Here is a 25,788-nt window from a genome sequence, read left to right as displayed (position 1 = left end):
AATTATTTCAACTCAAACTTCAACTCAGTTGTTGGGCGTACCAATCCACGTTCGTGAAGAGTTTCTGCGATTTGCACTGAGTTCCAAGCAGCCCCTTTAAGAAGGTTATCGGAAACAACCCACATATGGATCCCTTTTTCAGCATCCAAGTCTTTACGGATACGACCAACAAAGGTATCGCGAGAACCGACAGCGTTAATCGCTTGTGGGTATACTTGATGAGCAACATCATCTTCCAAGACAGCACCAGGAAAGGCAGCAATGGCCCCTTTCACTTCTTCGATTGGAGCTACTTCCTTGGTCTCGATGTAGACAGACTCTGAGTGAGCTGACAAGACGGGGATACGCACACAAGTTGCAGAAACGGCGATGCTATCGTCTTCCATGATTTTCTTGGTTTCATTGGTCATCTTCATTTCTTCGTAAGTGTAGTCATTGTCAGTGAAGACGTCGATTTGTGGAAGAGCATTAAAGGCGATTGGATAGTGCTTCTTATCTCCACCTGAAGGTAAGATTTCCGCATGTAAATCACGTGGAGCCACGCCGTCATTCAATACTTCACGCAATTCACGTTGGGTTTCAAGAATAGCACCCATACCAGCACCTGAGACAGCTTGGTAAGTAGAAACGATGATCCGGTCCAAGCCCCATTTCTGACGAACAGGCTCAAGAGCTACCATCATTTGGATCGTTGAACAGTTTGGACAGGCGATAATCCCATTATGAGCATCAAGCGCATGTGCATTTACCTCAGGAACAACCAATGGTACATCTGGATTTTGACGGAAATAAGAAGTGTTATCTACTACGACCGCACCAGCTTTAACTGCATATGGTGCGTATTTTGCAGAAGTAGAACCACCAGCTGAGAAAAGAGCGATATCTACCCCTTCAAAAGCATTTTCAGTAGTTTCTTCAATGGTCACGTCTTGCCCTTTGAATTGCAAGACTTTCCCTGCTGAACGCGCAGATGCAAGATAGCGAATCTTATCGATTGGAAGACTTGATTCTTCCAACATTTTAATCATTTGTGCACCAACGGCACCTGTCGCACCGACAACAGCAACTGTATATCCCATAATAAAACCTCTTTCGGAATTTTCTAAAAATTTGTGAATTTCATCTATTATACTATTTTTCCAGGTAAATGAAAAGCGTATTTTGCATTTATAAAAACAAAAATCCCGATCTAAGACCGGGATAGTTTCTAGATATAAAATAGCATTTTATAAAAATTAATGGATCTCATAATCCAAATCACTCAAATCCTTCTTACCTTGAGTATCTTCCAATAGGAACTGGACCTGTTGCATCCCTTTGATACCTGCAACTATTGAAGTTGGGAAGGTTACAATGGCTTGGTTGATTTGACTAATATTGCTATTGACAATGCGTTTAGAAGCCGCCAAATCTTCATTTTCGTCTGCAATTTCTTTTTGCAAGGCCAAGAATTGATTAGAAGACAAGAGCTCTGGATAATTCTCACCCACTGCTCGGATTTGGGCCAAAACATCATTTTGATTGGAAATAACTTGGTTGGATTCTTGAATAGAAGCACCTTGGCGAAGGGCTACCAATTCACTAAAGACTTTCTCCTCATGTTTAGCATAGGCCTTAGCTGCCTTCAACATTTCGGAAATGGTATCGTAGCGTTTGACAAGAGTAATATCAACCGTTCTCTTTGCTTCTTCAATCATGACTTGATAACGGTTCAATCGATTGCTTTCTCCGATAAACCACATAACAACTACTAAAGCAAAAACAATAAGGGCAATCAATAAACCTGACATAGTTATTCTCCTTTAAAAATATTGGTTAATTCATCAATGAGATCAATCTCTCTACAGAGCTTTTGATACTCTGCAGCAATCGAAAGACTTTCGATTGCCTCTTTTCTATTGGGGGTTGGGAAAAGGTAGCGGTTAGTATATAAGGAAATATAAAGTGTATCTTGTACTAAATACACACACATATCATTCTGAGAAATTTGCTGATCAAACCATTCTAGTATTTTAGGTTTTAAGAATTTTCGAGCCGCCAATTCATCTGTACAATAGATATTGTAGTTTTCATTGTTTTGGATATCCTCTGTTTCAATCTGAACTTCATTAGGTCCAGCACCCGGATAGGCTCCTTTAACTTCTCTTTTTAAAAACAAAGATTTCTTGGTTGGAACAACTCTCAAGTGCCCTGGAAATGAGATGGGAGCTTTTAAAGAGAAAATCTGACCAGAAAAATCTTCAACTTCTTCTCTGACCGTATGAGTATGCCCATTAGAGTCTCTCTTGGTTCGCGTCTCAATGTGATAGGCATAAAGATTGGCTACTACGAGATTCTTTTCATCATGGAAAGACAATTGATGAAAGAGATCAAACTTAGTCGACCTTGGACTAATGACTTGCAAAACAGTCATAGGGTAGTTAGCTGTCAAAGTTAGCTCTGCTTGAGGAAAAACTTCTTTCAAAATAGGACAAAGAAAATCAGTAATATAAATTTCGTCATTGGATCGAACCTGATCTCTGAACAAGGCCTTTCTTTTTTTGTATGCTGGTAAATAATAAAATACCACTACAAGAAAAATGATAACAATCGCTGCTCGCAATCCAAAAAGTGGGAAAGATAGTATAGCTAAAATAATACCAAGTAAGATAGCGTTTCTCCAGTGAAGGTTATTCTTCATTTGTTCCTTCATGATGAACAGCTTAGCCTGATATTGTTCTAATTTCTCCAGTTCACTGATACGTTGAAACGTTTCTTGTGACCACTTGTTGTTTGGACTGTTTTGATCATACACTATAACCATCTCCTTTCAAACACAAATGAAACCATTTATTTACATCATTATATCACCGGTAGTCATAAGTGGCAAACAAATTTATGTATTTGCTTGCAATGAATTTCTACAAAAAAATCCCTTACCAAATGGTAAGGGATCGAGGCATCTCTCGATGAGAACAGCCGGTTCACACAACTGTTCAAGGTCCGCTCCTGCGTTACAATTGAATGTAGACCTCCTCAGCACAAAAGGCTCCTAAGAGCCAATCGACTCATCGCATGTGACTATTATAGCATACTAGATCACAGAGTCAAGTGGTTGATTTCTACAAATACTTTCTTGCTTCCCTAATGCTAAGAGGTGCCATTTGACTAGCATGTTGATCAATAAAAATACGAACCCAATCAGGATTCACCTTTGAGTAATTGCGCAAGCTCCAACCGATAGCCTTGTTAATAAAAAACTCAGTCTGTCCAAAGTTATTACAAATAACCTCAGCTAAGAGATCTGTATCTGTCAATTCTTTACGCATAAGCTGGTGGTCAATGGCGATACGTCTCAACCAAAAATCCTCATCCAGACTCCATTGACGCATGATATTCTTGGTTTCTGGATAGTGAAAAGTGATCTCCCCGATAATAAGGTCTAATTGATCTATACTGTCCCACCATGATTTGGTTTGAGCCAATTCCTTTAGCTTTGGAAAATCTTCAGGTCTAAGTTCTTTCTTCTTTTTATCCAGATAATCCATAGCAATATATTGAAACTCACGGTAGGGTTGCTGCCAACACTCTTCCACAAAAGTCCAATCAATTGGATCCTTTATGAAAGGCTTAAAAAAATCTCTTTCAATCTTTTTGAGAATTGGTTTTTGAACGCCAAGAAAGCTGAATCTATTTTTCATATAAGCTTCCATTGCTGAGAGTTTCTCTGGATCAGCTTGGTCTTCTAACAATTTCAAAAGAATTTTTGTATCCATATGATTCCTCCTTTTTTACATCAAAGGCCCAATCAAAGAAAAGAGATAGCCACCTAGACGATGAGCCATAGGCATTTTAGACAAACTTTCCAGAGTGACTTCCTCTGAGAGGGCTTGGGTTCTCTCAAAATCTTGTTCAATATGAAGCACTTCTGGATTTTTATAAAGATAAATACCATCTTCAAAATTTTGATAGAGACTTCGATAGTCTGTATTAATGGTTCCTACCACAGCTTGTTTGGCATCAGAAACATAAACTTTTGCATGGACAAAACCTGGGGTATAGCGGAAAATACGGACGCCAGCATCCAAGAGCGCTTTAAAATAGGTCAGCGCAATATCAAAGGCATACTGTTTATCTGGAATCCCTGGCATGATGATCCGAACATCTACTCCTCGTTTGGCCGCAAAAGTCATGGCCCGAACCAATTCGTCATCCAAAATCAGATAAGGCGTCATGATATAGACATAATTAGTTGATGTATTTAGAATATGTAAATAAACATTTTCTGCAACCTTGTGGTAGGTCAGCGGTGAATTGCCATAAGGGAGTACAAAGCCCTGACTCTTTCTTTGTTGAGGTTTTTCTTGTAGATAGTACTCCACATCCGTTTTATCCTCTATTCCAGTCACTGTCCACATGGTCAAAAAGAGAGCTTTTAGCGTTTGAACTGCTGAACCATCTAATCGAAGGGCTGTGTCCTTCCAATGACCAAAGCGTTCTCGTTTATTGACATACTCATCAGCAATATTAACGCCACCAGTGTAAGCAACTTGACCATCAATCACTGTAATCTTTCGATGGTCTCGGTAATTGTAATAGGTTGATAGAATGGGCTTGACTGGTGAGAAGGTCTGAGCTTTTATCCCAACCTTGTGCAAGCGCTCGATATAATCATAGGACAAGGTAGTCATCTCATTCATTCCATCAAACATAACACGAACATCCAGACCTGCCTTGGCCTTCTCCTCCAAAATAGCTAAAATCTCACCCCACATGATCCCTTCGTCAATGATGAAATATTCCATGAAGATAGAACGCTCTGCCTTTTTCAAATCTTCCAGCAAGGCTGGAAGCATGTCATCTCCAAGTGGGAAATAGGTAACCTCAGTGTCTCTGTAGATAGGAAACTGTGCTGGACTATGCTCCAAAAAATAAGCTAATTTCTGTAATTGGCAATCACTTTGGGATAAATAATCAGCAACTTCTGGATCGGTGCTTAAATGGTCGGATGCCTGCACTGTAGCTTCCTCAAGCCGTTTCTTCAAGCGTCTTACACCCAAATCGGCAAGTGAAAAGTAAAGCAGAGCCGTCCCAAAAATTGGAAAGAGGGCAATGATAATCACCCAGGACAGTTTGGAACGAGAATCCATGAAACGATTGAGCAAGTAAAAGAAGGTAAAGACACTCAACAAGTGTTCCCATAAGATAATGGATGGGAAATGCTCTTGTAAGCTGAGATATGAAAAGACAAGAAAGGCCAATTCAAGTAAGAAGAACAGGAGAATAGGAACCTTTCGGTTAAGTAGAATTTGGGCCCATCTAGAGGGCTTTTGAGGTAACAGTCTAGCACTGCTTACTTGAGACATATAGGCTCCTTTCATGACGGGGAGACCATCACAACTGTCCGGTCTCTTTCAGTAATTTTATTTGTATCGTTTTAACCTATGAAAAAGTCAGGGATAATTAGCTATTGCGATTAGGATTGGCGTTGTTTCTACCGTATTTTTCTGACAGGTCCATCCAAGGTCTTTTGCATCCAGATGATATCATGCCATTGATCAAATTTATAGCCAATTTTAGGAAAATGAGCAACTTTCACATAGCCTCGTTTCTCATGCAGGGCAATACTAGCTGGATTTGGCAGGGCAATGCAAGCTAAGAACCGCAAATAACCACGCGCCTCCAACGCCGACTCTAACGCCTCATACAATCGAGAACCCAGTCCTTGCCCACGATGATCTTGATCCACATAGACGGATACTTCCACCGCCCAATCATATGCTGATCGATCATAATAGGTTGAGGCATAGGCATAAGCAAGGACTTGACCGTCTACTTCAGCTACTAAAAAGGGAAAACGTTGAAGGATCTTTTCGATACGCCCTTCAAATTCCTCTATCGTCGGAACCTGGTATTCAAAAGTGATGGCTGTTTTCTCAACATAAGGGGCATAAATCCTGACAAGTTCAGGAGCATCTTCAAGGGTGACTGGTCGTATCTTCAGCATGGTCTTCTCGCTTTCTATCTCTCTATTATACCCCAAAAGCACAAAAATAGAGGTTGTCCGCCAACCTCTATATATTTTTTTAGAACAATCCTAAAGCAGTACCATCTTCTGCCACACCCATGTTCAAAGCAGCAGGACGTTTTGGTAATCCAGGCATAGTCATCACTTCACCTGTCAAAGCAACAATGAAGCCTGCACCAGTCTTAGGTACCAATTCGCGAATGGTAATGTCAAAACCAGACGGCGCCCCGAGGAGACTTGGATCATCTGAGAAACTATATTGGGTCTTAGCCATACAAACTGGCAACTTGTCCCAGCCATTTTTCACGATCTGAGCAATCTGAGTTTTGGCTTTCTTCTCAAAGACAACATTGTCGGCCCGGTAAATTTCTTGGGCAATCTTAGTGATCTTTTCTTCAACAGAAAGGTCATTATCATAAAGACGACTGTAATTGGCTGGACTTGTTTCAAGTGTCTCCACTACTGTTTCTGCTAGGGCCAACCCTCCATCAGCACCATCAGCCCAAACGCTCGCCAATTCAACAGGAACTTGAATAGAAGCACAGAGTTCTTTCAGAGCTGCAATTTCAGCTTCTGTATCTGTGACAAATTCATTAATAGCCACTACTACAGGAACTCCGAATTTACGCATATTTTCTACGTGGCGCTCCAAGTTAGCAAAACCTGAACGAACAGCTTCTACATTTTCTTCAGAGAGAACATCTTTGGCAACTCCACCATTCATCTTCAAAGCACGAATCGTTGCGACAATCACCACTGCAGATGGACTAACAGGAAGATTTGGTGTTTTGATATCCAAGAATTTTTCAGCTCCCAAATCCGCCCCAAAACCTGCTTCTGTCACTACGTAATCGGCTAAACGAAGAGCGGTTGAGGTAGCTAAAACAGAATTACATCCATGAGCAATATTAGCAAAAGGTCCACCATGAACAAAGGCTGGAGTTCCATAGATGGTTTGGACCAAGTTTGGCTTGATCGCATCTTTCAGAATCAAGGCAAGCGCCCCTTCCACTTCCAAATCACGGACATAAACTGGACTACGATCATAGCGGTAACCGATCACAATATTAGCCAAACGACGTTTCAAGTCTTCAATATCTGTCGCCAAGCAAAGGATGGCCATAATCTCAGAAGCAACGGTGATATCAAACCCGTCTTCACGAGGAATCCCATTGAGCGGTCCACCGAGACCGACCGATACGTGACGCAAAGCACGGTCATTCAAGTCCACTACCCGTTTCCAGATAATCCGACGTTGGTCAATGCCTAGCTCATTTCCTTGATGCAAATGATTGTCGATCAAAGCTGAAAGTGCATTATTTGCTGTTGTAATGGCATGCATGTCACCCGTGAAATGAAGGTTGATGTCTTCCATTGGTAGAACTTGGGCATAGCCTCCACCAGCTGCGCCACCTTTAATCCCCATAACAGGACCTAAAGAAGGTTCGCGAATGGCAATCATGGTTTGTTTGCCAATTTTATTTAAGGCATCTGCCAAACCAATGGTGATGGTAGACTTTCCTTCCCCTGCTGGAGTCGGGTTAATCGCTGTTACCAAGATGAGTTTCCCTGGTTCTTCTTTCTGAACGGCTTGGATCTTGTCAAAGGTTAATTTCGCCTTATACTTTCCATAGAGTTCTAGGTCATCGAAGTGAATACCCAATTTCTCTACCACATCTGTGATTGGTTTCAATTCAATACTTTGTGCAATCTCGATATCTGTCTTCATCTGAATCTCCTCACTATTTAATAATCCTATTATACAGAAATTTCACAAGGATATATATTTTAACTCTCAAACTTTTCCCGTTCGTTCGGTTTTTGCTTAGTAATTCTGCTTTTTCAGCCTTTATTCCAATTTCTTATACCCCTCTATATGAAATAACTATGAGTCGCTTAATCGTCTATTCTACCGCCTTTGTATCCCCTTGACCAACAATCGTAAGAGCCATGTTCTTGGCTTTACTACAATATAAAATTCTTGTATAATAAGCCTATGAATATTTTGATTACTTCCGGTGGGACGAGTGAAAAGATCGATCAGGTTCGTTCGATTACCAACCATTCCACTGGTCAACTTGGAAAAATCATTTCCGAACGTTTTTTAGAGGCAGGATTTTCTGTGACTTTGGTGACAACCCCAACTGCGGTTCAGCCCAAAGAACATCCTCATTTAAGAAGGATATTCATCAAAAATGTCGCTGAACTTCAAACCGTCCTTGAGAAAGAAACTCCAACTCACCAGGTGCTCATCCATGCCATGGCCATCTCTGACTACAGCCCTATCTATATGTCAGGTTTCCAGGCTGTCAAAGAAGCTAGCAATTTAGAGCATTTTCTTCATCAATCCAACAAGGAATCGAAAATTTCTTCAGAGGAAGATTACCAAGTTCTCTTTTTGAAGAAAAATCCTAAGTTGATTTCCTTAGTAAAAACGTGGAATCCAGACATTCGCTTGATCGGCTTTAAACTGCTGGTTGGTGTAGCACAGGATCAACTCCTAGCCGTTGCTCGTGCAAGTCTCGAAAAGAATCAGGCAGAAATGATTGTTGCCAATGACTTAAGCGAAATTCAAGACGGAAAACATCGAGCTTACTTAGTTACGAAAGATGCTACTCAAATAGCCGAAACGAAATTGGATATTGCTCAAAAAATTTACCATCACATTAGGAACAAAGGATAAAACCTATGGCGAATATACTACTGGCTGTAACAGGGAGCATTTCTGCCTATAAGGCAGCGGACCTCACCAGTCAATTGACCAAGCTTGGTCACCAGGTAAAGGTTCTGATGACTCCTGCAGCTACAGCTTTTATTACCCCTCTAACCCTTCAGGTCCTCTCCAAACAAGCTGTCCTGGTAGAGATCATGACAGAAGACGATCCAAAACAAATCCAACATATTGACTTGGGGAAAGAGGCCGATCTTTTTCTAGTCGCACCTGCTAGTGCCAATACCATTGCAAAATTAGCCCACGGCTTTGCAGATAATATCGTAACAAGCACTGCTTTGGCCCTCCCGTCTGAGGTGAAGAAATTCCTAGCACCCGCTATGAATACCAAGATGTTGGACCACCCAGCTACACAAAACAATCTTGAAACCCTAAAAAGCTACGGCTACCAAATCATCCCACCGCGCGAAGCTTTACTAGCTTGTGGCGATCAGGGATCTGGCGCTTTAGCTTCCATCGAAACCATTCTAACTACTATACAGGAGTCGCTCTCATGAGAAAATCTTCTTCATCCATTGCACAAATTTCTATCTTCTTCGCTATCATGGTGACCATTCATTTTACATCAACCATGATCTTTCAATTCTTCCCCTTTCTAATTCCACCGACCTTCGTCCATATTCCAGTGGTCATTGCCTCTATTCTTTATGGACCTCGTATTGGTGGGACCTTGGGACTCTTGATGGGACTCTTTAGTCTCACCATCAACACTATCGTTCAGCTACCAAGTAGTTATTTATTCAGTCCCTTTGTTGAAAAAGGAAACATTTACTCTCTGATTATCGTACTGGTTCCCCGTATCCTCATCGGGATCACCCCTTACTTTGTGTACAAGTTGATTCATAATAAATCCGGACTGGCAATCGCTGCAGCGGTTGGATCTTTCACCAACACTTTCTTTGTGCTTTCAGGTATTTTCATCTTCTTTTCAAAAAATTATCCAGGTGGTATCCAAGCCTTCCTCGGTGCTGTTTTAACCACCAACTCATTGATTGAGGTCCTAGCGACAGTCATTCTGACACTAGCTATCATCCCACCTCTCTCAAAAGTTAAGAATTCATTATAAGTCATTTTCGTTTATCACACTTTTCAAATGAAGGTGTGATTTTTTGTGGACACTCAACATATAAATTTGAAAACAATTGCTATTGAATCTAGTTTTTTCAGAAAAAAAATGCTATAATGTAAGCGATTAATTTATAGAAATAAGGAGTTGCACTATGACTTACCAAGAAAACTTCCAAAAATGGGCTGATTTCGCTGACCTACCAGATTATCTTCGTCGTGATTTGGAAAACATGGATGAAAAAACGAAGGAAGATGCCTTCTACACAAACCTTGAATTCGGTACCGCTGGTATGCGCGGATTGATTGGTGCTGGGACTAACCGTATTAATATCTACGTTGTTCGTCAAGCAACTGAAGGTTTGGCTCGTTTGATCGAATCTAAAGGTGGAAATGAAAAAGAACGTGGTGTAGCCATCGCCTACGATAGCCGTCACTTCTCTCCAGAATTTGCCTTTGAATCAGCAGCCGTTCTTGCAAAACACGGTATTAAATCCTATGTCTTTGAAAGTCTCCGTCCAACTCCAGAACTTTCATTTGCTGTTCGTCACCTCAACTGTTTTGCAGGGATCATGATTACAGCTAGCCACAACCCTGCTCCGTTTAACGGATACAAGGTTTACGGTGAAGATGGTGGCCAAATGCCTCCACACGACGCGGACGCTTTGACAACCTACATCCGTGCCATCGACAATCCATTCGCTGTAGAAGTTGCGGATGTTGAAGCTGAAAAAGCAGCTGGTTTGATTGAAGTCATCGGTGAAGCTATTGATGCTGAATACCTCAAAGAAGTCAAAGACGTGAACATCAATCCTGCCTTGATTGAAGAATTCGGTAAAGACATGAAGATTGTCTACACTCCACTTCACGGTACTGGTGAAATGTTGGCTCGTCGTGCTCTTGCTCAAGCAGGATTTGACTCTGTTCAGGTCGTTGAGTCTCAAGCAACTCCAGATCCAGACTTCTCAACAGTAAAATCTCCAAACCCAGAAAGTCAAGCAGCTTTTGCACTTGCTGAAGAACTTGGTCGCCAAGTAGGCGCTGATGTTCTTGTCGCAACTGACCCTGACGCTGACCGTGTTGGTGTTGAAGTCCTTCAAAAAGATGGTAGCTACCTCAACCTTTCAGGTAACCAAATCGGGGCCATCATGGCGAAATACATCTTGGAAGCCCATAAAAATGCTGGTACTCTTCCAGAAAATGCAGCCCTTTGCAAATCGATCGTATCAACTGACTTGGTAACGAAGATTGCTGAAAGCTACGGCGCAACTATGTTCAACGTTTTGACTGGTTTCAAATTCATCGCTGAAAAGATTCAAGAATTTGAAGAAAAACACAATCACACTTACATGATGGGATTTGAAGAAAGCTTTGGTTACTTGATCAAACCATTCGTACGTGATAAAGATGCGATTCAAGCTGTCCTTGTCGTTGCTGAGCTTGCTGCTTACTACCGCTCTCGTGGTTTGACACTTGCTGACGGTATCGAGGAAATCTACAAAGAGTACGGCTACTATGCTGAAAAGACAATCTCTGTTACCCTCTCTGGTGTTGACGGTGCTGAGCAAATCAAGGCGATTATGGCAAAATTCCGTGAAAACGGTCCAAAAGAATTCAATGCAACAGCAGTTTCAATCACTGAAGATTTTAAAGCACAAACATCTACTGCTGCTGATGGCACTGTAACAACCTTGACAACTCCTCCAAGTGATGTATTGAAATACACACTTGCGGATGGTTCTTGGATTGCCGTTCGCCCTTCAGGTACAGAACCAAAAATTAAGTTCTACATTGCCGTTGTTGGTGAAAGCAACGAAGATTCTCAAACTAAAATTGCTAACATCGAAGCTGAAATCAATGCCTTTGTAAAATAAGAAACCACAAAAGATGAGATCAACCAATCTCATCTTTTTTTCGTATCAAAATACAGCATTTTTTCGCCCTTTATGGCATACTAGATTTATAAGAAAGCGAGGTAATCTCATGGAACAATTTTTAGAAGATATTAAAGATCTTGAAGTAACCACTGTTGCGCGTGCGCAAGAAGCCATCGACCAAAAAGAAACAGCAACCTTCTTTATTGGACGTAAGACTTGCCCATATTGCCGTAAGTTCGCTGCTAAATTAGCAACTGTAGTAGCCGAAACTAAAGCTCATATCTACTTCATTAATAGTGAAGAACCAAGTCAACTAGACGCTTTACAAGCCTTCCGTTCAACTTACGGCATCCCAACTGTCCCAGGATTTTTACATGTCAAATCCGGCGAAGTCACTGTTCGTTGCGACTCATCCATGTCTGAAGAAGAAATCAAAGCATTCGCTCATCTATAAAAAATTGAGGCTGGGACAAAAGTCCTAGCCTCTCAATTGTTTTTGGATTGTCGAGCAAGACGCAGTGGTTGAGTGGGCTCTACTACGCTGATTTCATCTGCTTTTAAAGCCCTACTCAACTGTGCGGAGGTGGGACGACGAAATCGAATTCTAACGAATTACCGATTTCTGTCCCACTCTCAATTTTCATTTTCTGTAAAAGTCGTCCAAATCTTTTGCTGGGGTTTGGCAAAAGGATAGGCCGAAAATTCTTCTGGTTGCAACCAAACAGTCGATTCACTGGTTGCTTGTTCTCCTTCTTTTACTAGGCCGTAACGAAGTTGAACCTGCCACTTGCGATGCGAAAAGACATGCTGGACCATGGGATAAGTTCTCTCTTGCCAATCAATGACCAAGTCATAGTCCTGTTCAAAGGAGAGAATCTCTAAATTGTCCTCTGCTTGTTCTTTCTCATCCAGTAGAGACAATTGGCCCAGGTTCTCAGTTAGACTATCCACTTCAATCAAGGGAAAATGCCAGAAGCCTGACAAGAGTCCTTCCCGCTCATTTTTTTCCAGCAGGTAGCGCCCTTGACTATCCTTGATAATAAAGGCTGTAAGATAGACTGGTACTGGTTTCTTCTTAGGAGCCTTGATGGGATAGCGATCCATGGTCCCATGCTGATAGGCCGCGCTAAACTCTTTTACAGGGCTCTCTTCGGGCCGTGGATTGACTGGTGATTCAATATCTGAGCCCAGATCCATCAAAGCCTGATTGAAATCACCCGGGCGGTCTGGATCGATCAAGACTTCCATCATGGCGTGAAAAATCTTGCGATTGGTCGGGACTCCGATATCGTAGTCCACCTCAAACAAACGAGCTAAAACCCGCATGACATTGCCATCCACTGCTGGCTCTGGCAAGCCAAAAGCAATACTCGTAATGGCACCAGCTGTATAAGTTCCAATTCCCTTGAGTTTTGAGATAGCCTCATAGCTTGATGGGAAAACATCCCCATGGTCCTCCATGATTTGCTGAGCAGCTTTCTGCATGTTGCGGACCCGTGAGTAATAGCCCAAGCCCTCCCAAGCTTTTAAGAGCTTTTCTTCTGGAGCCTGAGCCAGATCCGCAATCGTCGGAAACCAGTCTAAAAAACGCTCATAATAGGGAATAACCGTATCGACACGTGTCTGCTGGAGCATAATCTCTGAGATCCATATTTTATAAGGATCCTGTGTCCGTCTCCAGGGGAGATCTCGTTTATTGGCATCATACCAGGCTAATAACTTTTCTCGGAAAGAGGCAATTTTTTCCTCCTCCCACATGATAATCCCGTAATCTTTTAAATCCATCATATTCCTAGTATACCATAGAATGACTTCTACTTTAGAGATTCTGACTCTACCATAAAAAGGCCTAGGAAACACCTAAGCCTTTCAATCATTCTTATCGTTCCACAGCTTGAGCTGCTGTGATCAAGGTCAATTTGTAAACGTCATCTGCATTACATCCGCGAGAAAGGTCGTTAACTGGTTTGTTCAACCCTTGCAAAACTGGTCCTACTGCAGCAAAGCCACCGAGACGTTCTGCCATCTTGTACCCAATGTTACCCGCCTCAATACCTGGGAAGATAAAGACATTGGCTTGTCCTGCCACCTTGCTTCCTGGAGCTTTCAATGCTGCTGTTTCTGGTACAAAGGCAGCGTCAAATTGCAATTCCCCATCAATTTCAAGGTCTGGACGAAGTTCATGAGCGATTTTTGTTGCTTCCACAACTTTATCAACACTTTCACCGAAACCAGAACCTTTGGTTGAATAGCTCAACATGGCGATTTTCGGATCGATGCCAAACATCTTGGCTGTGATAGCAGAGTTGATGGCAATTTCAGCCAAGCCTTCAGCATCTGGATTGATGTTAATCGCACAGTCTCCAAACAAGTAACGTTCAGAACCACGAACCATGAGGAAGGCACCTGAAGTGCGTTTGACATTTGGACGAGTTTTGATAATTTGAAGGGCTGGACGAACAGTTGCAGCTGTTGAGTGAATGGCACCTGATACCATACCATCAACGATTCCCAGATGTACCAACATAACACCAAAGTAGTTGACATCGTCTTGCAAAATTTGACGCGCTTCTTCTTCTGTCATTTTACCCTTCCGACGTTCTACCAAGGAAGCTACCATCTCATCAAAGCCTGCGTAAGAATGCGGGTCGATAACTTCGTATCCTTCCATAACTCCTTCAATTTCAAGGTAAATACGAATTTTATCTGGATTACCAAGCAAGACAGGTGTAACGTCTGTTTCTTTGACAATGCGTTTTGCTGCTTGCAGAATACGAGGCTCTTCCCCTTCAGGTAACACAATACGAGCATTCTTACCAACGAGGTTGGTTTTGAGGCTTTCAAAAACTTCCATGAGTTTCTCCTTTGAAAAAATTAAATATTTGATAACTGTTTTAAGACTTGGCTAAAATCATCTGGCAGAGAGCTTTCAATTCGGAGCTCCTCATCCAAAAAAGGATGATAGAAAGCCAAGGAATGGCAATGCAAGGCTTGTCGAAGAATCCCATCTTCTAACGAACCTCCATAGAGGTCATCTCCCAAAAGTGGAAAACCAATATGAGAAAAATGAACGCGAATCTGATGGGTCCGGCCTGTATGCAACTGGATATCCACCAGATGAATATCACCGAAAGACTGAACAATTTGGTAGCTGGTATGAGCATACTTACCACCTTTTGCTACTTTTCGGGTAATAATGGAGTCTTCATCACGCGCAATGGGAGCAATGATATCCCCTTTACTTTCCAACTCCCCCTTACCCTTTACCAATGCAAAGTAACGTTTTTGAATGGTCTTAGCCTGAAGTTGTTTATCTAAGCGAGCATGGGCATAGCCATGTTTGGCAAAAAGCATGATCCCACTGGTATCCTTGTCTAAACGGGTGACAATATGAACGAGCTGATTTTCATACTGATTGCGAACATAGTAACCCTTGACAAAGTTCGCAATGGTATTGGAATGAAGGGAGCTAGGAATGGATGCCACTCCTGCTGGTTTGTTGATAACCAAGAAATGATCGTCTTCGTACAAGATTTCCAAATCACGATCAATGGCTTCCAAGGCTTCATAACCTTCCTCAGAGGGAATATCAATCGTTACCTTGTCTCCGATATCCAGAAGATAAATGGCATTTTGTTCGACGCCATTGACTAAAATCTGACCTCCAGAAAACTTGATCTTGGCCAATAAGCCTTTTGAAACCTGATGTTTCTTCAGAAAGGTTTTAACCTTGACATGTTCATCTGCAATAAATTCGAACCTCATTCGTCAATATCTCCGATAAAGGCATCCTTGACCCGATTCCAGAAACTGGTATGGCTTGGGCTCGCTACGAAATTGATCTTGTGGTTATCAATCTGGTACTCGATATGGGCGATATTTCGATAGGAATAGGTTGAATTATCAACAGAGAGAATGTGAAAACCTGGCCGGCTAGGAGTGATTTCAATCTTATCTTTTTTGGGAACAATAATCGATGACCCCAAAGTTCGATAGACACGATTATTCAGACTAGCGATTTCAGCAATCTGAAGCGCTTCGATCGTCGGGTGAAGCACAGCTCCTCCCAAAGATTTGTTATAAGCTGTGCTACCTGTAGGGGTCGAAACCGTAATACCATCCCCTCTGAATCGCTCAAAATGAACGCCATTGATGGTTAAATCAGCCACCATAGTTCGATCGCTACGTTTGATTGTCGCTTCGTTAAGGGCTCGCATAATCTTCGTATCCCCATTATCAAAAGTCACTTTGACATTAAGGATTGGGTAAGATACCTTGGCACCTGTATCGAACTTGAGATTTTCTACCAACTTGTCAATCTCATCATCTAAATAGTCCGTATAAAATCCAAGATGCCCCGTATGCACCCCAACAAAACGAACCCGATCCAATTGACTCTCGTACTTATGAAAAGCCGAAAGCAACATGCCATCCCCACCGATAGAGATCACGATATCCGGATGCTTCTCAGTTAAGATAAAATTATTCTTTTTTAATTTATAACGAAGTTGTTGAAAAACCTCTTCGCTCTGGCGTTTTCGATTCCGAATAATCGAAACCTTTTTACCTGTAGTCCTCATCTGTATCATCACTATTTCCGACGCCATCGTTTAATTTACGATGCATTGGATCAAAAAGAGCTTGCGCCTCCTGAATGGCATCACGAATGGCACCCATTTCCTCATCGAGTTGATAAGCCAAATTCGCGGTGACTTCAAGACGCTTCTTAATCTCGTCCGGAAAATCTCCTTTATATTTGTAATTTAATGAGTGTTCAATGGTGGCCCAGAAATTCATAGACAAAGTACGAATCTGAATCTCTGCCAAAATCGTTTCATAGCCATTAATGGTATCTACTGGATACTCTACCACTACATGATAGCTTCGATACCCACTTGATTTCTTGTGACGAATATAGTCTCGTTCTTGAACCACGCGCATATCCTGACGCTTCCGCAAGACTTCTAGGACTTCGTCTACGTCATCTACAAATTGAACCATGATCCTCAGACCAGCAATATCTTGCATATCTTGAGCCAGGTTCTCTTCAGATATACTTCTGCGTTCCATCTTTTCGAGAATACTCTCAATCGGCTTCACACGACCGGTCACAAACTCGATTGGGGAATGCTTTTGTTGTTTGCGATACTGCTTTCTTATCCCACGAAGTTTAATCTTCAACTCCCCAACTGCTTGGATATAGGGATCTAAAAAATTTTCCCAATCAATCGCCATTGAATCACCTTGTCATCTCAAAGTTTTTTGTATAAAATAAACACATCTATTATTATATCATAAAGAGCTTGCAAACGAAAGAAAAGGACGTAGCTATGAATCATTTAGAAATTGAATTTAAAACCTTACTAACCAAAGAAGAGTACCATTCTCTAGAAGACTTTTTCAAGGACCAACCTCCTATCCGACAAACCAATCACTATATTGACACGCCCGACCAAGCTATCCGGAATCATCGGATGGCCTTGCGAATTCGTACCTTAGCTGATCGGGCTGAGCTAACCCTTAAAGTACCGCAAGATGCGGGACATTTTGAATACAATCAAGCCCTTACTTTTGAACAAGTAGAAGCCTTTCTCTCCAAGAAGAAACTCCCTCAAGGTGAGATTGCCAGCTTTCTCACTGATTTAGACATTCCACTAAATTCCTTAGATGTCTGGGGAAGTCTAGAAACAGAGAGACGGGAGAAAAGAATCCCTAAAGGATTATTAGCTTTTGACCGTAGTCGGTATAACTCTATCGAGGACTATGAGTTAGAAATGGAGGTGGATGCTGCTTCAGATGAAACTTATTTTCACGAATTTCTCAAGGAAAAACAAATTGAATACAAGTCAGCAAAAAGTAAAGTAGCAAGATTGGCTCAAAGTTTGCTAAAAAGCTGAAATTACTGAATTTTTTTGCTAAAATAAGACTAGACAAAAATATCTAAATGAGGATCAAATACATGTCAGAAAAAAACAATATGAAGCTCTTCGCACTCAACTCCAACCAAGAAATTGCACAAAAAATTTCGGAAGTTGCTGGCATCCCACTCGGAAAGCTTTCTTCACGTCAATTCTCAGATGGTGAAATCCAAATTAATATCGAAGAAAGTGTGCGTGGATATGATATTTACATCATCCAATCTACTAGCTTCCCAGTGAACAATCACTTAATGGAATTGTTAATCATGGTAGATGCTTGCCAACGAGCAAGTGCCCATACCGTAAACGTGGTCCTTCCATACTTTGGGTATGCTCGTCAAGACCGCACTGCTGCTCCTCGCGAACCAATTACAGCAAAATTAGTTGCCAACATGCTTGTCAAGGCAGGGGTAGACCGTGTTGTAACCCTCGATCTTCATGCGGTTCAAGTACAAGGCTTCTTCGATATCCCAGTAGACAACTTGTTCACGATTCCTCTATTTGCTGATCACTATATCAAACAAGGTTTAACCGGTTCAGATGTAGTGGTTGTCAGCCCTAAAAATTCTGGAGTGAAACGCGCACGCAATCTTGCAGAATATCTAGATGCCCCAATTGCTATCATCGACTACGCCCAAGACGACTCTAGCCGTGACGAGGGCTACATCATCGGGGATGTTAAAGGTAAAAAAGCAATCCTGATCGATGATATTTTGAATACAGGAAAAACCTTCTCTGAGGCTGCAAAAATTGTTCAACGCGACGGCGCTACTGAGATTTATGCCGTTTCTAGTCACGGACTTTTCGTTAAAGGAGCTGCAGAATTACTAGACCAAGCACCGATTAAAGAAATTTTAGTTACAGACTCTGTAGCAACCCAAGAACAAAAACCAAAAAATGTAAAATACATTACTGCAAGTGATTTGATTGGGGATGCCCTTGTACGTATCCAAGAGCGTAAACCAGTTAGTCCACTCTTTGCATACCACAAGAAATAAGGTGATATCGTGATTTATTTTGACAATGCGGCAACCACTCCCCTAAGCCCAGGAGTAATCAAGGTGATGACAGAAACGATGGAGACCAGTTTCGGAAATCCCTCTAGCCTCCACTCCCATGGTCGTCAAGCGAAAAAGATTCTTAGAGATGCTAGGGAATGCGTTGCAACTTGTTTAAAGACCTCTAGTCAACAGATTATCTTCACTTCTGGCGGGACCGAAAGTAATAACACTGTTATAAAGGGCTACTGTCTCAAACATAGACAGCAAGGGAAGCATATTATTACCACGGCTATTGAGCACCATGCCGTTTTGGAACCGATTGAGTACTTGGTCGAGGAGTTTGGGTTTGAAGTGACCGTTATTCAACCCGTTGATCAAAAGATTCGTCCTGAAGATATTCGTGCTGCACTTCGTCCCGATACTATTTTGGTATCCACCATGTATGCCAATAACGAAACAGGCGATCTCTTACCCATCAAGGCCATTTCTGACCTTTTAAAAGACCATCCTGCTGCTTTTCATGTCGATGCTGTCCAGGCCGTTGGTAAACTTTCTATAGCACCAGAAGAGCTAGGAATCGATTTCCTAACCGCATCCGCCCATAAATTTCATGGGCCAAAAGGGGTTGGCATCCTCTATGCTAGAAAGCCTGACTTTTTCAATCTCTTACACGGGGGTGACCAAGAAGACAAGCGTCGGGCTAGTACAGAGAACTTGATTTCAATTGCTGGAATGGCTCAAGCCCTCAAAGAAGCAACTGATCAGTTAGAAGCAAATTATCAGTATATTCAGAGCTTATCTGAACGTATCCTAACTGGTCTAGAAGATCTAGATTTCTATCTGAATAGCACAGACACTAACCTTCCTCATGTCTTAAATATTGGCTTTCCTGGTATCAGCAATGATATCTTACTGCTTCGTTTAGACATGGCAGGTATTTCAGTCTCAACCGGCTCCGCTTGTACAGCAGGAACTGTTCAACCAAGTCATGTCCTTGCAGCTTATTACGGCGAAGATTCGCCTCGCTTGAAGGAATCTATTCGCATTAGTTTATCTGAATTCAATACTTCTGATGAAGTCGATATTTTTATTACAACCATTCACAAAATTTTAGGAGAATTACATGGCATTTGAAACTTCTGTCTCATTAACAGACTGCGATTACACATACGCAATCCATCCAAATATTAAAAAATATACCCTACGCGACAATACCTTTGCCCAAACAAAGGTTGGAAACTACGAATTAAATCGTCTATTAGAAGCTGTTCCAAATAGCGGAGATGGCTTTAAGCTAAAAATTATTATCAATAAGGATTTAACAGGATTTAAAATTAACATTACTGACAAGTCAGGCCTTCGTTTGGTAAATATTTTTAAAAATCCAGAAAACAAAATCATCCAACAAAAATTCTACTTCCTCATGGACAGTTTAGTTGAGCGCGAAATCTTTGAAAGGATTGAAAAGTAATGACCAATGCTCCTCTAGTCCTCACCTATTTGGATGCATACCAAAAGGAACGTCAGATTAGCTACGATAATTTGGATCACTGTCTACTAGCTTTTTCAGGCTGTGTGACCCTTCCAGATTCCTATCAGGTTGTTTCCGTGACCTACAAGGGGCAAATTTTACCTTTCACTGGAAGAATCGGTGACTTCTATCGCTATCTGATTCAGTTTGATCAGAGTTTAAGAAATTCCAACTAACAAAGAAAAGCACCATTTTGGTGTTTTTTTAGTAGAAGATAGTTGCTTTATTCACAAACTTTTTATAAAATAGATTTGAAAGGTTGTGATATTGTGAAACAAGATAAGACTAATCCAATTCCTCGTGCTACTGCCAAACGACTCTCTCTGTATTACCGCATTTTTAAACGCTTTAATGCAGAGAAGATCGAGCGAGCAAATTCAAAACAGATTGCTGAAGCCATCGGTATTGACTCCGCGACTGTTCGTCGCGACTTCTCCTACTTCGGAGAGTTAGGACGACGTGGTTTTGGTTATGATGTCAAAAAGTTAATGAACTTCTTCGCAGATCTCTTAAATGATAACTCCATCACCAATGTTGCTATCGTCGGGATTGGAAATATGGGAAGTGCCCTGCTTCACTATCGCTTCCATGAGCGAAACAAAATGAAGATTGTCATGGCATTTGATACGGATGATCATGACTTAGTAGGTACTAAAAGTAAAGATAACATTCCGATTTACGGCATCTCAACACTAAAAGAAAAACTAGAGGGACAAGAGATTCAAACAGCTATTTTAACCGTTCCAAGTGTAAAATCTCAAGAAGTTGCAGATTTACTGGTTGAAGCTGGTATCAAGGGAATCCTTAGCTTTTCTCCAGTACACCTAACAGTTCCAAAGGATGTGGTTGTCCAATATGTCGATCTAACCAGCGAACTGCAAACCCTTCTCTACTTTATGCGCAAAAATTCATGATAAGCAAGAGAGTGGGACAGAAATTGGTAATTCGTTAGAATTCAATTTCGTCGTCTCACCTCCGCACAGTTGAGTAGGGCTGTAAAAGCTGATGAAATCAGCATAGTAGAGCCCACTCAACAACTGCGTCTTGCTCGATAATCCAAAGACAATTGAGAGGCTAGGACTTTTGTCCCAGCCTCTTTTCTATACCAATAAATCTGTCTCCTCCCGGTAGCTGTAATAATCATCAGTTGAAACAATCAGATGGTCAAGAAAAACAATTCCTAGACAATTGCAGGCTTCAATCATTTGTTGAGTGACGCCATCATCATTCTTGCTCGGATGAATGATTCCGGATGGATGGTTGTGAACTAAGATTAAGGACGTCGCCATATGCTTGATGGCATAGTGCAATATCTCTCGAGGTTCTGCAATGCTACGATTGACTGTACCGATAAAAATCACTTGTTGATGAATAATTTGATTTTGGGTATTCAGATACAATGCCAGTAAATGCTCCTGTTTCTCATGGCCTATTTTTTGTTGCATCATTTTTGCCAGCTTCTGACTACTCATGATTTGTTCCGTTTCAATCACTTGTGAGGTCTGGATTCGTTTCCCAAGTTCCATAGCAGCTAATAGCTCAATGGCCTTAACTTTTCCAATTCCTGGAACTTCCTGTAACTCCTGAAAGCTCATACTAGCCAGTTCCTTTAAACTCTTTAGCGAGCCCAACAAGTCTTGAGCAATCTCGTAGACTGTTTTATTTTTGTTCCCCGTCCGTAATAAGATGGATAGCAATTCTTGATGACTGAGCTTATCAGGGCCTTCTGTTAGCAAACGTTCTCTAGGTAAAAGACCAGATTCTTGAAATACAATATGATACATAAAAACCTCCTCAATTAATAATTCGCAATTGAGGAGGAAAATGGATGATTCTGTATAAAATTTATATAGGACAAACTACTTCCCTTAGGTTTTCAAGGATTCGATTTTCTTCGTTTGAAAAGTTAATTCTATAGCCTTCTTGCACTTGTTCCAAAGTCGCTAGGAATTGACGAATTTCGTATCGAATTAAGTGCTCTTGATTATCAGGAAGGTTTTTAATGGTTTCAAAGACCTGTTCAACCTCGTAGATCCCCTTGGTAATGAGCCCCGTTTTTGGAAAATCATTGACCAGTAAGCCATAGAAGTTTCTTAACAAAGTATAGATATCTTCTGTGTGCATTCGGTTCCTCCAAGCTTCTTTCTATCACTCTTCTATTATAAAATAGAAAGCATGCAAAAATATGTCAGTCAGGTAACATTTTATGACTATCCTCTTACAAGTTGGCAGAAAATTAACAAAAAAAGAGGCTGGGACAAAAGTCCTAGCCTCTCAATTGTCTTTAAATTTTCGAGCAAGACGCAGTGGTTGAGTGGGCTCTACTACGCTGATTTCATCAGCTTTTACAGCCCTACTCAACTGTGCGGAGGTGGGACGACGAAATCGAATTCTAACGAATTACCGATTTCTGTCCCACTCTCTTTTCGTTGATTATAATTGCATTTGATTATAAGATTCTGTGAAAGCTTCTAGTATATCTTTTGGTGCTTTTGAGTAATCTACTGAAGTTTCCAAAGTACCTTTTACAATCGTACGATAAGTTGCTGCAGCATCCTCACAGGTCACCAAGGTAATTTCATTTACCCCTTCTCTATCTGCAATGACATCGACTCGATCTGGCGTCACTGTTTCAACAGAATTGATGACATAGGTATAGACTTTATCCTTATCAGTGATATAGATTTTCATTCCAGCTTTGGCATGTTCTAATGGAGAAAAGAGCATTTCATTTGCCCCGGTCAAACCAAAGACATGGTGACTAGCCAAGGAGTAATTCCTTTGCCCCATAACTTGGTCCTCTTTCATGGTACCTGCCCCATAATAGAGTCCCACATTATCTAAGCCTTTAAAAATCGGAAGGTTCATCTTCAATTCTGGAATGGCTATCCCCCCAATAACAGGCAACTTCTGCGCCTGCCACTGGGCATTGATAACAGATTCTGTAGAAAGCGATTTGACTTCTTTAAAATCAAAGCTAGTCTTGGCATCTTTATTCTTATCGATAGTCTTTTTCGATACCTTGCTAACCTGGTACTGATTGGTATGCCAAACCATGATCATGTTCCGAATCGGAGCATTAAAGATCAGAGCGATAGACAAAAGGATCAGCAAGGTAGCAAAGATATTGATCAAGCGATTGCGTAAGCTTGTTTTCCTCTTTTTTCTTCTTCTTGAAGCCATTTTTTATCCTACCCTTCACTTTCAGTTTCAGTCTCTGACTCATCTTTTTCGTCAGCTTGAACCGTTGTAAAGGTTACGATTTGGGCATCTTGATCCAGACGCATAACTTTCACACCCATGGTCGAACGTCCAGTTTGAGAAATATTGGCAACGCTGGTACGAATCATGACGCCTGTATTGGTGATAATCATCAAATCCTCATCTCCTTTGACAGTCATGAGTCCAGCTAGAGGACCATTTTTATCAGCTACATTAGCAGTTTTAATCCCTTTACCACCACGTCCTTTTGTTGGATACTCATCTGCACGCGTGCGTTTACCGTATCCCTTTTCAGTGATAATCAATACTTCATCTTGATCTGTAATGACGCTTGCACCGACCACTTGGTCTCCTGGACGAAGGTTGACACCTCGAACCCCAGTTGCCGAACGGCCCATGTTCCGAACCACAGACTCTTTGAAGCGGACAGAATAACCAAATTTAGTCCCGATGATCACGTCCGTATTTCCGTCTGTGAGGAAGACATTGATCAGCTCATCCTCGTCTTTGAGGTTTAAAGCTTTCAAGCCATTTTGACGAATATTGGCAAACTCAGCTACACTAGTCCGTTTCACCAAACCTGAACGGGTTGTAAAGAAGAGATAAGCGTCTTCACTACGGTCTTGAGCAACGTTAATAATGGTCTGAATGGATTCTCCATCATCTAACTTAAGCAAGTTGACAATCGGAAGTCCCTTGGCTGTACGACCGTATTCAGGGATTTCATAGCCTTTGAGACGATAAACACGTCCCTTGTTGGTAAAGAAGAGCAAACGATCATGGGTACTGGTAGAAACCAATTCACGGACAAAGTCATCATCCTTGACCCCTGTACCTTGAACACCACGTCCCCCACGTTTTTGAGCAGTAAATTCATCCTGATCCAAGCGTTTGATGTAGCCTTTATTAGACAGCGTAATCAATACATTGGTCTCTTCAATCAAGTCTTCGTCTTCCAGTGAAAGAACTTCTCCCACCATCAACTCCGTGCGACGTGGATCTCCAAACTTGCGTTTTACTTCATCCAGCTCTTCCTTGATGATCGCGACCACACGCTCTGGCTTGGCTAAAATGTCAGCGAGATCAGCAATCAAAGCAATGAGATCATCGTATTCGCTTTGAATCTTGTCACGTTCCAAACCAGTCAAACGACGAAGACGCATATCCAAGATAGCTTGACTTTGACGCTCAGAAAGTTTAAACTTACTCATCAATTCAGCTTGAGCTTCTGCATCTGTCTGGCTATTACGGATGATTTTAATCACTTCATCGATGTGATCAAGAGCGATTAAGAGACCTTCCAAGATATGAGCACGAGCTTCCGCCTTCTCTTTATCAAAAATCGTCCGACGAGTCACTACTTCTTTTTGGTGCTCAATATAAGATCCTAGGATCTCACGAAGAGAGAGAATCTTAGGGACACCGTTTTGGATGGCCAACATGTTAAAACCAAAGTTGGTCTGCATTTGGGTCATCTTGAAGAGGTTGTTCAAGATAACATTGGCTGATGCATCGCGACGGACTTCAATGACGAAACGAACCCCTTCACGGTTGGACTCATCCCGAACTGCCGTAATTCCATCAATCCGTTTTTCTTGAACCAAGCGAACGATGTGTTCATGCACTTTAGTCTTATTGACCATATAAGGGAATTCTGTAACGACAATGCGTTCGCGCCCTGTTTTGGTCTCTTCAATCTCCGTGCGAGAACGTAAGACAATTGAGCCCTTTCCTGTTTCATAGGCCTTATGAATACCTGATTTGCCCATGACCAAGGCCCCAGTAGGGAAATCTGGTCCAGGAAGCACTTCCATCAACTCACGCGTTGTCACATCAGGATTGTCCATCATTAACTTGACAGCATCAATAGACTCACCGAGGTTGTGTGGCGGGATATTTGTCGCCATCCCTACCGCAATCCCTGTCGCACCATTGACTAACAAGTTAGGGAAGCGAGCTGGAAGAACGTTTGGTTCCCTTTCACTGGCATCATAGTTATCTGTGAAATCAACTGTATTTTTGTTGATATCACGAAGCATTTCAAGAGCAATCTTGCTCATACGAGCTTCTGTATACCGTTGGGCAGCGGCTCCATCTCCATCCATAGAACCAAAGTTCCCATGCCCATCTACAAGCATGTAACGATAACTCCACCATTGAGCCATTCGAACCATAGCCTCATAAATAGAGGAGTCCCCATGCGGATGGTATTTACCCATAACATCCCCAGTAATACGGGCAGATTTCTTATGTGGTTTATCTGGCGTAACACCAAGTTCATTCATTCCATATAGGATTCGACGATGAACTGGTTTTAAACCATCTCGAACGTCAGGAAGAGCCCGAGCCACGATAACACTCATAGCGTAATCGATAAAACTGGTCTTCATTTCCGATGTTAAATTAACATCAACTAAGTTATTATCCTGCATTAAA

Annotated in this window: 27 protein-coding genes; 11 read left to right on the top strand and 16 right to left on the bottom strand. The window is 41.6% G+C overall.

The genetic code is table 11. The annotated features are described in order from the left end of the window. Nucleotides 1–2 precede the first annotated feature (2 nt). The 7 genes from EL081_RS05110 to EL081_RS05080 all read right to left on the bottom strand — a co-directional run bounded on the left by EL081_RS05110 (nt 3) and on the right by EL081_RS05080 (nt 7,736). Nucleotides 3–1,079, bottom strand: coding sequence for an aspartate-semialdehyde dehydrogenase (locus tag EL081_RS05110; RefSeq protein WP_126404216.1), 1,077 nt, complete (start codon nt 1,077–1,079; stop codon nt 3–5). Nucleotides 1,080–1,235: 156 nt separating this feature from the next. Then, nucleotides 1,236–1,790 (bottom strand): LemA family protein, encoded by a 555-nt coding sequence (locus EL081_RS05105; protein WP_126404215.1) that lies wholly within the window; start codon nt 1,788–1,790, stop codon nt 1,236–1,238. Between the two features lie 2 nt (nt 1,791–1,792). After that, nucleotides 1,793–2,803: a DUF3137 domain-containing protein gene (locus EL081_RS05100; protein WP_126404214.1), complete on the bottom strand. Its 1,011-nt coding sequence runs from the start codon at nt 2,801–2,803 to the stop codon at nt 1,793–1,795. 298 nt (nt 2,804–3,101) lie between these two features. Continuing rightward, on the bottom strand, nt 3,102–3,755 hold the full coding sequence (locus EL081_RS05095; protein ID WP_126404213.1) for a DNA alkylation repair protein: 654 nt from the start codon (nt 3,753–3,755) through the stop codon (nt 3,102–3,104). Between the two features lie 15 nt (nt 3,756–3,770). Continuing rightward, the gene (cls, locus tag EL081_RS05090) at nt 3,771–5,345 is read right to left on the bottom strand and encodes a cardiolipin synthase (RefSeq protein WP_126404212.1); all 1,575 of its coding nucleotides are present in this window, start codon (nt 5,343–5,345) and stop codon (nt 3,771–3,773) included. 128 nt (nt 5,346–5,473) lie between these two features. Continuing rightward, entirely contained in the window at nt 5,474–5,986 is a 513-nt protein-coding gene (locus EL081_RS05085) for a GNAT family N-acetyltransferase (RefSeq protein WP_126404211.1), read from the bottom strand. A gap of 79 nt (nt 5,987–6,065) precedes the next feature. Beyond that, nucleotides 6,066–7,736, bottom strand: coding sequence for a formate--tetrahydrofolate ligase (locus EL081_RS05080; RefSeq protein WP_126404210.1), 1,671 nt, complete (start codon nt 7,734–7,736; stop codon nt 6,066–6,068). A 267-nt stretch (nt 7,737–8,003) separates the two neighbouring features. On the opposite strand from EL081_RS05080, the gene EL081_RS05075 reads away from it, so the two are divergent. From EL081_RS05075 to EL081_RS05055, 5 genes are all read left to right on the top strand, one after another. Then, nucleotides 8,004–8,690 (top strand): phosphopantothenate--cysteine ligase, encoded by a 687-nt coding sequence (locus tag EL081_RS05075; RefSeq protein ID WP_126404209.1) that lies wholly within the window; start codon nt 8,004–8,006, stop codon nt 8,688–8,690. Between the two features lie 5 nt (nt 8,691–8,695). Then, nucleotides 8,696–9,235, top strand: coding sequence for a phosphopantothenoylcysteine decarboxylase (gene coaC / locus EL081_RS05070; RefSeq protein ID WP_126404208.1), 540 nt, complete (start codon nt 8,696–8,698; stop codon nt 9,233–9,235). Then, on the top strand, nt 9,232–9,804 hold the full coding sequence (locus tag EL081_RS05065; RefSeq protein WP_125329433.1) for an ECF transporter S component: 573 nt from the start codon (nt 9,232–9,234) through the stop codon (nt 9,802–9,804). Before coaC ends, EL081_RS05065 begins: the two co-directional genes overlap by 4 nt. A gap of 154 nt (nt 9,805–9,958) precedes the next feature. Next, nucleotides 9,959–11,677: a phospho-sugar mutase gene (locus EL081_RS05060; protein ID WP_126404207.1), complete on the top strand. Its 1,719-nt coding sequence runs from the start codon at nt 9,959–9,961 to the stop codon at nt 11,675–11,677. A gap of 109 nt (nt 11,678–11,786) precedes the next feature. After that, complete coding sequence (locus tag EL081_RS05055) at nt 11,787–12,134, top strand: PedC/BrcD family bacteriocin maturation disulfide isomerase (RefSeq protein ID WP_126404206.1); 348 nt, start codon at nt 11,787–11,789, stop codon at nt 12,132–12,134. A gap of 179 nt (nt 12,135–12,313) precedes the next feature. On the opposite strand, the gene mutY is transcribed toward EL081_RS05055, so the two are convergent. From mutY to EL081_RS05025, 5 genes are all read right to left on the bottom strand, one after another. Further along, nucleotides 12,314–13,468: an A/G-specific adenine glycosylase gene (gene mutY / locus EL081_RS05045; protein ID WP_126404205.1), complete on the bottom strand. Its 1,155-nt coding sequence runs from the start codon at nt 13,466–13,468 to the stop codon at nt 12,314–12,316. A gap of 91 nt (nt 13,469–13,559) precedes the next feature. Then, nucleotides 13,560–14,534 (bottom strand): phosphate acetyltransferase, encoded by a 975-nt coding sequence (gene pta, locus EL081_RS05040; RefSeq protein ID WP_126404204.1) that lies wholly within the window; start codon nt 14,532–14,534, stop codon nt 13,560–13,562. A gap of 20 nt (nt 14,535–14,554) precedes the next feature. Continuing rightward, complete coding sequence (locus EL081_RS05035; RefSeq protein ID WP_126404203.1) at nt 14,555–15,445, bottom strand: RluA family pseudouridine synthase; 891 nt, start codon at nt 15,443–15,445, stop codon at nt 14,555–14,557. Then, complete coding sequence (locus EL081_RS05030; RefSeq protein ID WP_281281320.1) at nt 15,442–16,260, bottom strand: NAD kinase; 819 nt, start codon at nt 16,258–16,260, stop codon at nt 15,442–15,444. The genes EL081_RS05035 and EL081_RS05030 overlap by 4 nt, the downstream gene beginning before the upstream one ends. Beyond that, nucleotides 16,244–16,915 carry a GTP pyrophosphokinase gene (locus tag EL081_RS05025; RefSeq protein ID WP_048690012.1) on the bottom strand — a complete coding sequence of 224 codons (672 nt, stop codon included), beginning with the start codon at nt 16,913–16,915 and terminating at the stop codon, nt 16,244–16,246. Before EL081_RS05025 ends, EL081_RS05030 begins: the two co-directional genes overlap by 17 nt. A 95-nt stretch (nt 16,916–17,010) precedes the next feature. Between EL081_RS05025 and EL081_RS05020 the strand changes: the two genes are divergently transcribed. The 6 genes from EL081_RS05020 to EL081_RS04995 all read left to right on the top strand — a co-directional run bounded on the left by EL081_RS05020 (nt 17,011) and on the right by EL081_RS04995 (nt 21,044). Next, entirely contained in the window at nt 17,011–17,577 is a 567-nt protein-coding gene (locus EL081_RS05020) for a CYTH domain-containing protein (RefSeq protein ID WP_126404202.1), read from the top strand. A 62-nt stretch (nt 17,578–17,639) separates the two neighbouring features. Beyond that, entirely contained in the window at nt 17,640–18,596 is a 957-nt protein-coding gene (locus EL081_RS05015; RefSeq protein ID WP_126404201.1) for a ribose-phosphate diphosphokinase, read from the top strand. A gap of 9 nt (nt 18,597–18,605) precedes the next feature. Next, nucleotides 18,606–19,733, top strand: a complete 1,128-nt coding sequence (locus tag EL081_RS05010) for a cysteine desulfurase family protein (protein ID WP_126404200.1) — start codon at nt 18,606–18,608, stop codon at nt 19,731–19,733. Continuing rightward, nucleotides 19,723–20,070 (top strand): DUF1831 domain-containing protein, encoded by a 348-nt coding sequence (locus EL081_RS05005; RefSeq protein ID WP_126404199.1) that lies wholly within the window; start codon nt 19,723–19,725, stop codon nt 20,068–20,070. Before EL081_RS05010 ends, EL081_RS05005 begins: the two co-directional genes overlap by 11 nt. Continuing rightward, complete coding sequence (locus tag EL081_RS05000; protein WP_126404198.1) at nt 20,070–20,306, top strand: DUF4649 family protein; 237 nt, start codon at nt 20,070–20,072, stop codon at nt 20,304–20,306. Before EL081_RS05005 ends, EL081_RS05000 begins: the two co-directional genes overlap by 1 nt. A 93-nt stretch (nt 20,307–20,399) precedes the next feature. Next, nucleotides 20,400–21,044: a redox-sensing transcriptional repressor Rex gene (locus EL081_RS04995; protein WP_126404197.1), complete on the top strand. Its 645-nt coding sequence runs from the start codon at nt 20,400–20,402 to the stop codon at nt 21,042–21,044. 186 nt (nt 21,045–21,230) lie between these two features. Here EL081_RS04995 and radC read toward each other — a convergent pair whose 3' ends face one another. The 4 genes from radC to gyrA all read right to left on the bottom strand — a co-directional run bounded on the left by radC (nt 21,231) and on the right by gyrA (nt 25,784). After that, nucleotides 21,231–21,914 (bottom strand): RadC family protein, encoded by a 684-nt coding sequence (radC, locus tag EL081_RS04985; protein WP_126404196.1) that lies wholly within the window; start codon nt 21,912–21,914, stop codon nt 21,231–21,233. Nucleotides 21,915–21,975: 61 nt separating this feature from the next. Further along, the gene (locus EL081_RS04980; protein ID WP_006596413.1) at nt 21,976–22,254 is read right to left on the bottom strand and encodes a hypothetical protein; all 279 of its coding nucleotides are present in this window, start codon (nt 22,252–22,254) and stop codon (nt 21,976–21,978) included. Between the two features lie 309 nt (nt 22,255–22,563). Then, nucleotides 22,564–23,313 (bottom strand): class A sortase, encoded by a 750-nt coding sequence (locus tag EL081_RS04965; protein ID WP_126404195.1) that lies wholly within the window; start codon nt 23,311–23,313, stop codon nt 22,564–22,566. Between the two features lie 8 nt (nt 23,314–23,321). Beyond that, nucleotides 23,322–25,784, bottom strand: coding sequence for a DNA gyrase subunit A (gene gyrA / locus EL081_RS04960; protein ID WP_126404194.1), 2,463 nt, complete (start codon nt 25,782–25,784; stop codon nt 23,322–23,324). Nucleotides 25,785–25,788 lie beyond the last annotated feature (4 nt).

This window comes from Streptococcus viridans (assembly GCF_900636365.1).
GTDB lineage: Bacteria > Bacillota > Bacilli > Lactobacillales > Streptococcaceae > Streptococcus > Streptococcus viridans_A.
Note: the sequence above shows the minus strand (reverse complement) of the source record. Positions and strands in the feature narration are given on the sequence as shown.

Excerpts from the sequence above, each read along its gene's own strand:
- cls (WP_126404212.1), bottom strand. The coding sequence starts at position 5,345 with ATGTCTCAAGTAAGCAGTGCTAGACTGTTACCTCAAAAGCCCTCTAGA.
- pta (WP_126404204.1), bottom strand. The coding sequence starts at position 14,534 with ATGGAAGTTTTTGAAAGCCTCAAAACCAACCTCGTTGGTAAGAATGCT.
- coaC (WP_126404208.1), top strand. The coding sequence starts at position 8,696 with ATGGCGAATATACTACTGGCTGTAACAGGGAGCATTTCTGCCTATAAG.
- EL081_RS05060 (WP_126404207.1), top strand. The coding sequence starts at position 9,959 with ATGACTTACCAAGAAAACTTCCAAAAATGGGCTGATTTCGCTGACCTA.
- EL081_RS04980 (WP_006596413.1), bottom strand. The coding sequence starts at position 22,254 with ATGCACACAGAAGATATCTATACTTTGTTAAGAAACTTCTATGGCTTA.
- EL081_RS05025 (WP_048690012.1), bottom strand. The coding sequence starts at position 16,915 with ATGGCGATTGATTGGGAAAATTTTTTAGATCCCTATATCCAAGCAGTT.
- gyrA (WP_126404194.1), bottom strand. The coding sequence starts at position 25,784 with ATGCAGGATAATAACTTAGTTGATGTTAATTTAACATCGGAAATGAAG.
- EL081_RS05055 (WP_126404206.1), top strand. The coding sequence starts at position 11,787 with ATGGAACAATTTTTAGAAGATATTAAAGATCTTGAAGTAACCACTGTT.
- EL081_RS05035 (WP_126404203.1), bottom strand. The coding sequence starts at position 15,445 with ATGAGGTTCGAATTTATTGCAGATGAACATGTCAAGGTTAAAACCTTT.
- EL081_RS05020 (WP_126404202.1), top strand. The coding sequence starts at position 17,011 with ATGAATCATTTAGAAATTGAATTTAAAACCTTACTAACCAAAGAAGAG.
- EL081_RS04965 (WP_126404195.1), bottom strand. The coding sequence starts at position 23,313 with ATGGCTTCAAGAAGAAGAAAAAAGAGGAAAACAAGCTTACGCAATCGC.
- EL081_RS05000 (WP_126404198.1), top strand. The coding sequence starts at position 20,070 with ATGACCAATGCTCCTCTAGTCCTCACCTATTTGGATGCATACCAAAAG.
- EL081_RS05105 (WP_126404215.1), bottom strand. The coding sequence starts at position 1,790 with ATGTCAGGTTTATTGATTGCCCTTATTGTTTTTGCTTTAGTAGTTGTT.
- EL081_RS05065 (WP_125329433.1), top strand. The coding sequence starts at position 9,232 with ATGAGAAAATCTTCTTCATCCATTGCACAAATTTCTATCTTCTTCGCT.
- EL081_RS05015 (WP_126404201.1), top strand. The coding sequence starts at position 17,640 with ATGTCAGAAAAAAACAATATGAAGCTCTTCGCACTCAACTCCAACCAA.
- EL081_RS05110 (WP_126404216.1), bottom strand. The coding sequence starts at position 1,079 with ATGGGATATACAGTTGCTGTTGTCGGTGCGACAGGTGCCGTTGGTGCA.
- EL081_RS05080 (WP_126404210.1), bottom strand. The coding sequence starts at position 7,736 with ATGAAGACAGATATCGAGATTGCACAAAGTATTGAATTGAAACCAATC.
- EL081_RS05030 (WP_281281320.1), bottom strand. The coding sequence starts at position 16,260 with ATGAGGACTACAGGTAAAAAGGTTTCGATTATTCGGAATCGAAAACGC.
- EL081_RS05100 (WP_126404214.1), bottom strand. The coding sequence starts at position 2,803 with ATGGTTATAGTGTATGATCAAAACAGTCCAAACAACAAGTGGTCACAA.
- EL081_RS05095 (WP_126404213.1), bottom strand. The coding sequence starts at position 3,755 with ATGGATACAAAAATTCTTTTGAAATTGTTAGAAGACCAAGCTGATCCA.
- EL081_RS05075 (WP_126404209.1), top strand. The coding sequence starts at position 8,004 with ATGAATATTTTGATTACTTCCGGTGGGACGAGTGAAAAGATCGATCAG.
- EL081_RS05085 (WP_126404211.1), bottom strand. The coding sequence starts at position 5,986 with ATGCTGAAGATACGACCAGTCACCCTTGAAGATGCTCCTGAACTTGTC.
- radC (WP_126404196.1), bottom strand. The coding sequence starts at position 21,914 with ATGTATCATATTGTATTTCAAGAATCTGGTCTTTTACCTAGAGAACGT.
- EL081_RS05005 (WP_126404199.1), top strand. The coding sequence starts at position 19,723 with ATGGCATTTGAAACTTCTGTCTCATTAACAGACTGCGATTACACATAC.
- mutY (WP_126404205.1), bottom strand. The coding sequence starts at position 13,468 with ATGATGGATTTAAAAGATTACGGGATTATCATGTGGGAGGAGGAAAAA.